This is a genomic window from Planomonospora algeriensis, from assembly GCF_977012225.1.
In genome coordinates this window covers 1-10748 of record NZ_CDRNDK010000205.1, presented here as the reverse complement: position 1 = coordinate 10748, position 10748 = coordinate 1, and the positions used below count along the sequence as shown (strand labels likewise).

Genomic DNA, 10748 nt, shown 5'->3' with positions numbered 1-10748 from the left:
CCAGGTGCAGCGCCACCAGCGACGACGAGCACGCCGTGTCCACCGTCACCGCCGGGCCCTCGAACCCGAACGAGAACGCCACGCGTCCGGAGATCACGCTGCCGGAGGTCCCGGTCAGCACGTAGCCTTCGGCGTTCCCGGTGGCCTCGTGCAGCCGCGGGCCGTAGTCCTGGGCCATCGCGCCGGCGAACACCCCGGTACGGCTTCCGCGCAACCGGGCGGGGTCGATCCCGGCCCGCTCGATCGCCTCCCACGAGGTCTCCAGCAGCAGGCGCTGCTGCGGGTCCATGGCCAGTGCCTCGCGCGGCGAGATGCCGAAGAAACCGGGGTCGAACTCCGCCGCGTCGTACAGGAATCCGCCGTGCCGGGCGTAGGAGGTGCCGCGGCTGTCGGGGTCGGGGTCGTACAGCCGCTCCAGATCCCAGCCGCGGTCGACGGGGAACTCCCCGATCGCGTCCCTGCCCGAGATCACCAGCTCCCACAGGTCCTCCGGTGAGGAGACCCCTCCGGGGAACCGGCAGGCCATCCCGACGATCGCGATCGGCTCGTCGTGGCCGGCGGCCCGTTCCACGACCGGCACCGGCGCGGAGTCTCCCGTGAGCTCCGCGCGCAGGAACCCGGCGAGCGCGGCCGGCGTGGGGTGGTCGAACAGCAGCGAGGTCGGCAGCGGCAGGCCGGTGGCGGCGTTGAGCCTGTTCCTGAGTTCGACCGCGCTGTAGGAGTCGAATCCGAGCGCCTTGAAGGCGGTGCCGGCGTCCACGGTCGCGGTGGTGGCGTGGCCGAGCACGAGCGCGACGCAGGTCCGTACGAGGTCGAGGAGCACCTGCTCCTGCTCCGGTCCCGGCAGCCCGGCCAGGCGGCCGGCGAGCGGCTGGACGTCGTCGGCCCCGGCCGAGGTCGCCGGCGGGGCGGAATCGGTGAGCCAGTGGCGCGTGCGCTGGAAGGCGTAGGTGGGCAGCTGGACGCGCCGGGCGCCGGGGAGGACCGCGTCCCAGTCCACTTCCGCGCCGTCGGTCTGCAGGGCGGCGAGCGCGAGACCCGCGGTGAGGGGTTCCGGGCGGCCGTCCCGCAGCGTGGTGACGAACCGCGCGTCGGCGTCCGGCGGCAGGCACTGCTGTCCCAGGGCGGATAGGACCGCGCCCGGGCCGATCTCCACGAACGTGCTCGTCCCCGCGTCCGCCAGGGCACGGACGCCGTCGCTGAAGCGGACGGCCTCGCGCGCGTGCCTGACCCAGTGGTCGGGCGAGCACAGTTCCCGGCCGGACACGGCGGCGCCGGTGAGGTCGGAGACGATCGGGATGACCGGTTCGCGGTAGGCGAGCGACTCTGCCACCTGCCGGAACTCCGCCAGTATCGGGTCCATGAGCGGTGAGTGGAAGGCGTGGCTGACGCGCAGCCGGTGGACCTTGCGCCCGCGCCCGCGCATCTCGTCGGCGATCTCGGTGACGCGGCCCTCCGCGCCGGAGACGACCACGGAGTCCGGGCCGTTGACCGCGGCGATGCTCACCGAATCGTCGAGAAGGGGAAGGATCTCCTCCTCCGCGGCCTGGACGGCGGCCATCGCGCCGCCGGCCGGCAGGTTCTGCATCAGCCGGCCGCGCGCCGCGACCAGGGTGCAGGCGTCCCGCAGTGACAGCACGCCGGCGATGTGCGCGGCGGCGATCTCACCGATGGAGTGGCCGAGGAGGCGGTCGGGGCGGATGCCCCAGTGCTCGTACAGCCGGGTGAGGGCGACCTCGAAGGCGAAGAGGGCGGGCTGGGTCGTCCCCGTCTCGTCGAGCCGCCCGTCCGGATCGGTGAACATCGCCTCGAGCAGGCCGGGCTCGAAGCAGGCGGCGATCTCGTCGAGGGCCCGGGCGAAGACGGGATGGGCGCCGTACAGTTCCCGTCCCATGCCGCGGCGCTGGCTGCCCTGCCCCGCGTAGAGGAAGGCGATCCCACCGGTGCGCGGCCGGCCCGTCACGATCTCGGCGGCGGGTTCGCCCCGGGACAGCCGCTCGAGCACGCCGGTCAGGCGCGCCGGTTCGTCCACGACGAGGGCCGCCCGGAACGGGAACGCCGTGCGCGTCGTGGCCAGGGAGTAGGCGATGTCGGCGGGTTCCGCGCCGGGGCCGGCGAGCAGATGCTCGCGCAGCCGTACGGCCTGGCCGCGCAGCGCGGCCTCGCTCTGCCCGGACAGCGGCACGATCAGCGGTCCGGCGGACGGCCCGGACGACGCCGACGCCAACGCCGCCGATGCCGACGCCGACGCCGACGCCGACGCCGACGGGCCGGACGAAACGGATGACACAGACGATGCGGACGGCGCGGACGATGCGGACGGCCCGGTCGGCGCGGGCTCCTCCTGCGGGCATTCGGCGAGCACCAGGTGGCAGTTGGTCCCGCCCATGCCGAACGAGCTGACCCCGGCCAGCAGCGGCGCGTCGGCGCGGGGCCACGGGCTCAGCGCCGTGTTGACCCGGAGGTTGAGCTCGCCGAAGGGGATCTGCGGGTTGGGCGTCTCGAAGTTCAGCGACGCGGGCAGCTCCCGGTGGCGGATGGCCAGTGCGGTCTTCAGGAGACCGACGATCCCCGCGGCCCCCTCGAGGTGGCGACGTTGGTCTTGGCCGAGCCGACGAGCAGCGGCTCCTCCGGCTCCTTCGCGGTGCCGAGGGCGGCGCCGAGGGCCCGCGCCTCGATGGGGTCGCCGACCCGGGTGCCCGTGCCGTGCAGCTCGACGAACTGGATGTCTGCGGCGCGCACCCCGGCCCGCTCGCAGGCCAGGCGGATGACCTCTTCCTGGGCGTGCTGGTCGGGAACGGTGAGGCCCTCGCCTCCGCCGTCGTTGTTGACCGCGCTGCCCGCGATCACGCAGTACACCCGGTCGCCGTCGGCGAGCGCGCGGGCCAGTGGCTTGAGCACGACGATCCCGCCGCCCTCACCGCGCACATAGCCGTTGGCGCGCGCGTCGAAGGTGAAGCACCTGCCGTCGGGGGACAGCGCGCCGAACCTGGCCGCGGCCAGCGTGCTGTCGGGTGTGATGTTGAGGTTGACGCCGCCGACGATGGCCAGTCCCGACTCGCCGTTCCGCAGGCTCTCGCACGCCAGGTGCACGGCGGTCAGCGAGGCCGACTGCGCCGAGTCGACGGTCAGGCTGGGGCCCTGCAGCCCGAGGGTGTAGGAGATCCGGTTGGCGAGCAGGGCGCGGCTGAGGCCGGTCAGGCTGTGGCGGGTCGTGTCGCCCTGGAGCAGTTGGGCGTAGTCGCCGGCCATGGCGCCGATGTAGACGCTCGTACCGGTGTCGCGCAGGCTCTCCGGGACGATGCCCGCGTCCTCCAGCGCCTCCCAGCTCAGCTCCAGGACCAGCCGCTGCTGGGGATCCAGCATCGCGGCCTCGTTCGGCGCTATACCGAAGAACTCGGCGTCGAATTCGGCGATTCCGTCGATGAAACCGCCGCGCATCGAACGGGTCTCCGGCGAGTCCCACCGGCCGGCCGGCACCCCGGTGACGGCGTCACGGCCGTCGCGGAGCAGCCGCCAGAAGGATTCGGGATCGGGGGCCTGCGGAAGCCGGCAGGATATACCGACGATCGCCACCGCGTCGTCGGAAAAAATACGGGAGGAGAGTTCGAATTGCATTGAACCTATCCATATTCCGACGGAGTGGTCAGCTTATTACGTCGTAGATCTCGAATCCGGTGGCCACGGCCACCGGCTCCTGGAAAAGCTCGAGCGGGCGATCGGGGTCGAATTCCCCGCAGTGCCGGTAGGCCTCGAGCGTGCCGTCCTGGCGCAGCCCGAGCAGATCGGGGAACCCGTCCAGGTCGATGTCGGTGAGCGCCATCAGGCGCATGTCCTGCCAGCCGTGGGCGACGGTGTGCCAGGTGCCCTCGGCCGTCGTTCCCGGCCTGCCGCCGAACTCGTACAGGGCCAGGTCGCCGTTGGCCCTGCGGACCAGCAGGTCGAGGTCCCCGTTTCCGGTGAAGTCGGCCATGGCGACGGGAAGGTCGTCGACGTCGACCTCGGTGAGCCTCACCGGGTCCTTGTCGTAGGTCTCGTTGCGGACGACGCCCAGGTCGCGGTGGGGGAACACGTCCACGTTGCCGGCGTCCTTGCCGCGGCCGAACGTGTCGTCCGTGCCGGTGCCCGTCACGTCGGCGAACCCGATCGTCTCCCACTGCCGGCCGTCGTCGCGCCTGCCGGACACCCGGATCGGCTCGGCGAACGGGCCGATCTCACCCGGTGCGCCGAGGTTCCGCAGCAGGAAGAACCCGTGCTCCCCGTTCTCGCCCGGGTTGATGCCGAATTCGTGGGCGCTGAACGCGCAGATGTCCGCCTGCCCGTTCCCGGTGGCGTCGACCGCGCGGACGAAGAAGAAGCGCCACCAGCCGAATCCGTCGCCTATTTTCACCGGGTCGCCGAAGGTCGCGGTGCCGTTGAACTCCCCGCTGTGCGGATGGACGAACAGCTCGCCGGTTTCGGTGTTCCGTACCAACAGATCCGGCCGTCCGTCGCCGCGGAAGGACCGGCACTGGCCGTTTGCGAAATTCGGCGCCATTCTTAAAGCTCCTCCCGCAGGGTTTACAGCCCTCATTATTTGCGAAGCGGGAGAAATCGGGTAACCCCTAGGGGCCACTAAAGACGCCGGCCGGCCCCGGAAAGGGCGGGACACGGCGACGCCCGGCGGGCCTGGGCGGCCGCGCCGGGCGTCGGGACCTCCGCCGTCAGGCGTCCCGCCGGTGGAACACCGCGAAGGCCGCCATCAGCAGGGCGGCGGTGCAGGCGGCCATCAGGCCGAGCCCCGTCCAGGGAGCCAGCCGCTCCGCGTGGTGGACGGTGGTGGTGACCTGGAGGCCGGCCGAGATCGGCCAGTAGGTGGTCACCCAGTCCCCGACGGCCGCGGGCATGAGCCGGGGCCCGATGATGGGGATGATGAAGTTGACGGCCACCACCACGGTCGTGGCGGCCATCGTGTCGCGCAGCAGGCAGCCGAGTGCCACGCCGATGAGACCCACCAGGGCCCAGATCATTCCCATGCCGGCGACGGCGCGCAGGACGCCGGGGTCGCCGAGCGCCGCGGACGGGGCTCCGGCGGCGCCGATCACGGTCTGGCCCAGGAGGAACGAGCCGAAGCCGGCGATCTCCCCCATCACCAGGGCGATCAGGCCGAACGTCCAGATCTTGGCGGCCAGCAGCCGGCCTCGCCGCGGCACCACGGTCATGCTCGTGCGGATCATGCCGGTGGCGTATTCGGAGGTCACCACCAGCACGCCGAGCGAGCCCACGCTGATCTGGGCGAACAGGAACCCGCCGTACATGCTGATGTAGGTGGGGTCGAACGCGGCCCCCGCCTCCTGGTAGCCCTTGCTCGCGCCGTTGGCGGTCAGCGCGCCCGCGCCCACCATGACGGCGACGGTCGCCAGCAGCGTCGGCACGTTGGAGGGGATCGTGCGGAACTTGGTCCACTCCGACCGCATCGTGTCCACGATGGCGGCGCTCATGCCGCGCTCGCCTGGAACTCGACGCTGTCGCGGGTCAGATCCATGTACGCCTGCTCCAGTGAACGTTGCGGTGTCAGTTCCGTCAGCACGATCCCGGCGGCCAGGGCGGCCTCGCCGATCTGCCGGGTCTCCAGCCCGGTGACGATGAAGGAGCCGTCGGTGCCCTGCTGGACGGCGCCGCCCGCCTCGATCAGGCGGGGGACGAGCCGATCCCGGTCGTCGGCCCGCACCAGCACGTTGGAGCCCTGCCGGAGGAACTCGCCGATCCCGATGTCCGCGATCAGCTTCCCCTTGCCGATGACGATGAGGTGGTCGGCGGTCTGCGCCATCTCGCTCATCAGGTGGCTGGAGACCAGGACGGTGCGGTCCTCCGCCGCCAGCCCGCGCATCAGCTCGCGGATCCATTTGATGCCCTCGGGATCCAGTCCGTTGACCGGCTCGTCGAACAGCAGCACCTTCGGATCGCCGAGGAGCGCCACCGCGATCCCGAGCCGCTGGCCCATCCCCAGGGAGAAACCGCCGGCCCGCTTGCGCGCCACCGACTCCAATCCGACCAGTTCCAGCACCTCGTCCACCCGGCCGGCCGGGATCCCGTTGGTCTGGGCGAGGCAGAGCAGGTGGTTGCGCGCCGTACGTCCGCGGTGCAGCGCGCGGGCGTCCAGCAGGGCGCCCACCTCACGCATGGGCCGGGGCATGCCGACGTAGCCGTGGCCGTTGACCGTCACGCTTCCGGCGTCGGGCCGGTCGAGGCCGAGGATCATTCTCATGGTCGTCGACTTGCCCGCCCCGTTCGGGCCGAGAAAGCCGGTGACCCGGCCCGGCTCGACGGTGAACGTCAGGTCGTCCACCGCCGTCCTGTCACCGAAGCGCTTCGTCAGTCCGTCTATCCGGATCATCTTCACGTACCTCTCATGTGCGCTTTCCGATCAAGAGGTTCCCTCCTCGGTCCGCCCGTCCGCGGGCGCAGCGAGGGCATCGAGCATCGGGCGGAACTTGAGCCTGGTCTCCTCGAGCTCCGCGTCCGGGTCGGAGCCTGCCACGATCCCGCATCCGGCGTAAAGGGTGGCGGTCGCCCCGTGCAGGTGGGCGGAGCGGAGCGCGACGGCGAAGTCCCCTTCCTGGTCGGTGTTCATCCAGCCGACGGGACCGGCGTACCAGCCGCGGTCGAGCCCTTCGGCCGCGGCGATCCAGTCGAGCGCCGCCTGCCGGGGGTGGCCGCCGACGGCCGGTGTGGGGTGCAGCCGCTCGACGAGGTCGAGCACGCCGGTGTTCTCCGGGTCGGCGATCTCCCCGTCGATGCCGCTGCGCAGGTGGCGCAGGTTCGGCAGGTCGAGCACGTGCGGCTCGTCGGGCACGGAGACCTCCCGGCACACCTGCTCGAAGGCGTGCCGGAGCATCGCGGTGACGACGTGCTGCTCGCGCCGGCACTTGTCGTCCTCCAGCAGGGCGGCGCGCAGGCGCGCGTCCTCGGCCGGGGTGGCGCCGCGCGGCAGGGAGGCGGCCAGGCTCATCGACCGGGCCCGCCCGGCGTGCAGGCCGACCAGTCTCTCCGGGGTGGCGCCGACGAAGGCGTGCCCGCCGTCCGCGACGGCGAATACGGTGGTGCCGGGCTGCGCGTCGAGCAGGGAGCCCAGCACGGACGGCACGTCGTAGGGGCACGGCGAGCTCACGCGCAGCCGGCGGGAGAGCACCGCCTTGTCGAACGCGCCGCGGCCGATCCGGTCGGCCGTCCGCGCGACCAGCGCCTTCCACTCGGCGGCGGAGGGGACCTCCGTGACGGTCGTCCCGGCCAGGCGGGGGCTGGGGCAGGGCCGCCCGCCCGCGGAGGAGAGCAGGCCGAGCGCGCGGGCGACCGCCCGCACCACGTCGCCCTCGTCGCGGCCGGGACCGGCGCTCACGCTGATCGCGAGCGTGGTCCGCCCCTCCCGGTCCCGCGCGATCAGCACCTCGGGCACCCACATCAGCGCCTCGGGGAGCGGTCCGGGCACCGGGGCGAAAGCGAAGCCGCCGACCAGCGACGGCGTACCGCGCGGGCCCGGCCCGTCGGCCACCGCGTTCTGGGCGGCTCTCTCCCAGCCCGCCCGGACGTCGGCGAAACGGCCGGGACCGCGTCCGGTGAAGTCGGCCACGCCGCCCATGGCGATGACGCTCGACTCCGGTGACATCCAGACGAACGCCCGCTCCGCCCGCGCGAACACCGGCACGAGCAGCTCGGCCGGGTCGACGGGGCCGATCTCCTGCCGCCAGATCGCCAGCGTCCTGCTCTCGTCGTTGCGCGCCTGGGCGGCGGCCTTCGCGTACACGTCCAGGAATCCGGGCAGGTCGATGTCCGGCAGGTCCATGGGAATCGTCCTCTGTTAGCCGAACATGCCTGCGAGCCGCTTCTTGCTGACCTTGCCGAGCGGGGTGACGGGGAGCGCCTCGACGATCTCCAGCCGGTCGGGGAACTTGAAGGCCGCGACACCGCGCCGGCGCAGGAACGCGGTGAGCTCCACCAGCGTCGGAGGCGTGCCGCGGGGGACCACGCAGGCGCAGCTCCGCTCGCCGAGGATCTCGTCGGGCAGGCCCACCACGGCGACCTCGCGGACGTGCGGGTGGGCGAGGAGGTGGTTCTCCACCTCCTCCGCCGCGATCTTGTCGCCGCCCCGGTTGATCTGGTCCTTGACCCTGCCCTCGAAGACCACGTGCCCGGTCGGCAGCAGCCGCACCAGGTCGCCGCTCCGGTAGAAGCCGTCCGCGGTGAACGACCGCGCGTTGTGCTCGGGCGCCCGGTAGTAGCCGCGGGTGGTGTACGGCCCGCGTGCCAGCAGCTGGCCCACCTCGCCGGGGGCGACGTCGCGGTCGTCCTCGTCCACCACCCGCACCTCGTCGTCCGGGGAGACGGGCAGACCCTGGCTGATGAGGACCACGTCCTCGGGGTCGTCCGGCCGGTGGAAGCCGCACAGGCCCTCCGCCATGCCGAAGGCCTGCTGGAGCCGGCAGCCGAGCGCGGGTTCCACCCGGCGGGCCAGCTCGGGCTGGAGCTTCGTACCGCCGATGGTCACGCGGCGCAGGCTGGAGATGTCGTACTCCCCCCACTCGGCGGCCTCCATCCACAGCAGGGCCGCGCCGGGGATGAGCCCGGTCTCGGTCACCCGCTCGCGCTCGATGAGGGGGAAGGCCTCGTCCGGGCTCGGGCCCGGCGCCAGCACGAGCGTCCCGCCCGCGTGGAAGGTGGCCAGCAGCCCGTGGGTCAGCGGCCAGTTGTGGCTCAGCGGCAGGTTCACCAGGTGGACGGTGCTCCCGTCGTAGCCGCAGGCCTCGCTCACCGCGCGCCCGCTGTAGCTCCATTCCTGGTGGGTGCGGGGCACGAGCTTGGGCACTCCGGTCGTGCCGCCGGACAGCAGGAAGAGCGCCACCCCGCGGGTCGGGGCGGGGCAGTTCGGGCAGGCGCTCGCTCCGGACGTCGTCCAGCGCCGTGAAGCCGCCCGGGTCGCCCGCGACGAGGACGTGCTTGACGGTGGGGACGCGGGCGACGACGTCGGCGGCCAGCTTCCGGTAGTCGAACCCGAGATGCGTGTCCGCGACGACGTAGGCGATCGCTTCGGTGAACTCGCAGAAGTAGGTGATCTCGCTGCTGCGGTGGGCGGGCAGCGCCAGGACCGGCTGGGCTCCGATCCTGAACAGCGCGAAGAACAGCACCACCAGCTCCGGCACGTTGGGCAGCTGCACGACGACGCGGTCGCCGGTGCCGATGCCCAGCTCGTGCAGTCCCGCCGCCATCCGGTCGCGCGCGCGTCCAGCTCGGCGTAGGTCCATCCGTGCGGGCCCGCCACGAGGGCGGTCCTGCCCGGGTGGGCGCGGGCCAGCCGGCGCAGGAACTCGCCGAGGTTCTCGTCGGTCCAGTGGCCCGCCGCCCGGTAGCGCTCCGCGAACTCCTCGGGCCAGGGGGTGAATCCATCGAGCACGGGATCGTCCTTTCCGTCTCAGCCCGCGGCCGCGGCCATGGACTCGGCGAGCAGGTGCTCGGCCAGTTCGGCCGGGGTCGGGTGGTCGTAGACCGCGTCGGCGGCCAGCTGGAGGCCGGTCAGCTCGCCGAGCCGGTTGCGCAGCTCCACCGCGGCCATCGAGGAGAAGCCGAGCTCGAAGAACTCCGCGTCGGGCTCGACCATGTCGGGCAGCGGGAACTGCAGGATCGCGGCGGCCTGGCGGCGGACCACGCCGAGCAGGATGCCGTGGTGCTCCTCCGGCGGGCTGCCGTCCAGCAGGCGGCGGAAGGCGTCGACGCCGTCGATCAGGTCCTCCGGCTCGTCCTGGGCGGGTACGGCCTCGGGGATGGCCTCCAGCAGGGGGGAGCGCATCGTGGCGGCCAGCGCGGCCCAGTCCGGGTCGGCGACGACGAGGGTCGTGTCCCCCTGGCGCAGCGCGTGGCGGATGGCCGAGACCGCCTCGGCGGGCTCCTTCAGGCCGACCGCGCCGGACAGCGCCGGCAGCCCCGCCTCGCGCCGCCCGGCGGCCAGCGCGTTGAAGTACTCGTGAGCCGACGCGCCGTCCCCGCCCCAGGCCGCCTGCGCCGGGGCCAGCAGGACGAAGGCGGACAGCTCCATCGAGCGGGTCCGCTCGTCGAGCACCCGGGCCGCCTCCGGGGTCGTGCAGACGACGGCGGTCACCGGGAGGTCGTCGCCGATCGCCCGCACGACCACGCCGTGCTCGCCCTCCAGCCTGACGTCCGGCTCCGTGAGGACGACCTGGTCCGCGCCGTTGCGCGCGGCCCACCTGCCCAGCTCCACGGCGGTCTCGTCGAGCGGCCCCGCCAGCATGACCGTGCCGCTGGGCCGCCACTCCGACCCCAGCGCCGCTCCGCGGCCCGGCGCCGGCCGCAGCCTGCGCGCGAACACCCCGCCGGGCCGTACGGCCAGCTCGTGCTCCCCCGTCACGCCGGAGAGCACCGCGCACAGCCGGCGCAGCACGTGCTCGTCCAGCCTGGCCGGGAGGTCGACCAGCCCGCCGTTCCGGAGCAGCCTGTCGTGGGCCGCCGTCCGGAGCGCGCCCCAGGCCCGTACGGTCACCGGCACGACGTCCCCGTCGGACGGCGACACCCGGACCGCGGACCGGGTGAGGACCCAGAGCGGCGCCGAGCCGGGCGCGGCCTCGGGGAGGGGCGCGCCTTCCGGCAGCAGGAAGACGATGCCCGCCGCGCCGGCGTCCGAAGCCGGCATCTCCGGGAGCACGACGGTGTCGGCGCCGTGCGCGGCCAGCCCGGCCGCCAGCGCCCGGCCCGCTCCGGCG

7 protein-coding genes and 2 pseudogenes are annotated in these 10748 nt (G+C 73.1%); all 9 read right to left on the bottom strand.

Annotated elements, in window-relative coordinates; translation table 11 throughout:
- Positions 1 to 2227, bottom strand: a 2227-nt coding sequence (locus tag ACWJ6R_RS20565; RefSeq protein WP_449063792.1) for a beta-ketoacyl synthase N-terminal-like domain-containing protein, incomplete at its 3' end; no start/stop codon positions are given.
- Positions 2228 to 2362: 135 nt separating this feature from the next.
- Positions 2363 to 3618: pseudogene (locus ACWJ6R_RS20560) on the bottom strand (beta-ketoacyl [acyl carrier protein] synthase domain-containing protein); the annotation flags it as partial.
- A gap of 28 nt (positions 3619 to 3646) precedes the next feature.
- Positions 3647 to 4537 carry an FG-GAP repeat domain-containing protein gene (locus tag ACWJ6R_RS20555; protein WP_449063791.1) on the bottom strand — a complete coding sequence of 297 codons (891 nt, stop codon included), beginning with the start codon at positions 4535 to 4537 and terminating at the stop codon, positions 3647 to 3649.
- A 166-nt stretch (positions 4538 to 4703) separates the two neighbouring features.
- Positions 4704 to 5480 (bottom strand): ABC transporter permease subunit, encoded by a 777-nt coding sequence (locus ACWJ6R_RS20550; protein WP_449063790.1) that lies wholly within the window; start codon positions 5478 to 5480, stop codon positions 4704 to 4706.
- Positions 5477 to 6376 carry an ABC transporter ATP-binding protein gene (locus tag ACWJ6R_RS20545; RefSeq protein ID WP_449063789.1) on the bottom strand — a complete coding sequence of 300 codons (900 nt, stop codon included), beginning with the start codon at positions 6374 to 6376 and terminating at the stop codon, positions 5477 to 5479. The genes ACWJ6R_RS20550 and ACWJ6R_RS20545 overlap by 4 nt, the downstream gene beginning before the upstream one ends.
- 30 nt (positions 6377 to 6406) lie before the next feature.
- Positions 6407 to 7822 carry an isochorismate synthase gene (locus ACWJ6R_RS20540; RefSeq protein ID WP_449063788.1) on the bottom strand — a complete coding sequence of 472 codons (1416 nt, stop codon included), beginning with the start codon at positions 7820 to 7822 and terminating at the stop codon, positions 6407 to 6409.
- Positions 7823 to 7837: 15 nt separating this feature from the next.
- Positions 7838 to 8878: a (2,3-dihydroxybenzoyl)adenylate synthase gene (locus ACWJ6R_RS20535; RefSeq protein ID WP_449063787.1), complete on the bottom strand. Its 1041-nt coding sequence runs from the start codon at positions 8876 to 8878 to the stop codon at positions 7838 to 7840.
- A gap of 148 nt (positions 8879 to 9026) precedes the next feature.
- Positions 9027 to 9242, bottom strand: a pseudogene (locus ACWJ6R_RS20530) (AMP-binding protein); the annotation flags it as partial.
- Between the two features lie 203 nt (positions 9243 to 9445).
- Positions 9446 to 10748: beta-ketoacyl reductase (locus ACWJ6R_RS20525; protein ID WP_449063786.1), on the bottom strand; the 1303-nt coding region annotated here is incomplete at its 5' end.